Here is a 660-nt window from a genome sequence, read left to right as displayed (position 1 = left end):
GGGGGAAGGAATTCCCCCGGACCCCCATCTTTTTTCTGTCAGTTGATGGGCTCCAACACGAAGACCTCGGCGCGCTCCTTCATCAGGCCTGCGGCCTCGCGCGCCTCCGACCCCCAGCCCCAGAACAGATCGGCCCGCGCCTCGCCACGGATGGCGCCGCCCGTGTCCTGCGCCAGCACCAGCCGCCGCATCGGCGCGCCGGTGACGGGGTGCTTCGCCACGATCCACACCGGACGGCCCAGCGGGATATGCGCCCGGTCCACCGCGATCGACCGCAACGGCGTCAGCGGCACGCCCTGCGACCCGACCGGGCCTTCCTCCGGCCGTGCGGCACGCTCGCGGAAGAAGACATAGGACGGGTTCTCGTCCATCAGCGCCCGGGCACGGGCCGGCCCCGCGCGCTCCAGCCAGGCCAGGATGCTCTGCATCGAGACCTCGGCCCGCGGGATCTCGCCGCGCTCCGCCAGCAGCCGCCCGATCGGCACATAGGCCCGGCCATTCGCCGCCGCATAGCCCAGCCGCCGCACGCTGCCATCCGGCAGCACCACCCGCCCCGAGCCCTGGATCTGCAGGAAGAATTTCTCGGCCGCATCCTCGGCCCAGAGCAGGATCGGCGCGTCGCCGGCCCCCGCCTCGATCGCGGCCCGGTCCGGATAGGGC

The 660-nt window shown here is 72.7% G+C and carries 1 protein-coding gene; it reads right to left on the bottom strand.

The genetic code is table 11. From position 1 onward, the window contains the following. Positions 1–38: 38 nt before the first annotated feature. Positions 39–660 (bottom strand): MltA domain-containing protein (locus tag BKE38_RS29250; RefSeq protein ID WP_207553725.1); only part of this gene is annotated, 622 nt, incomplete at its 5' end.

Origin of the sequence: Teichococcus deserti (assembly GCF_001982615.1) — a bacterium.
GTDB lineage: Bacteria > Pseudomonadota > Alphaproteobacteria > Acetobacterales > Acetobacteraceae > Pseudoroseomonas > Pseudoroseomonas deserti.
The sequence above is the reverse complement of the archived record's forward strand: the minus strand, read 5'-3'. Positions and strand labels throughout refer to the sequence as shown.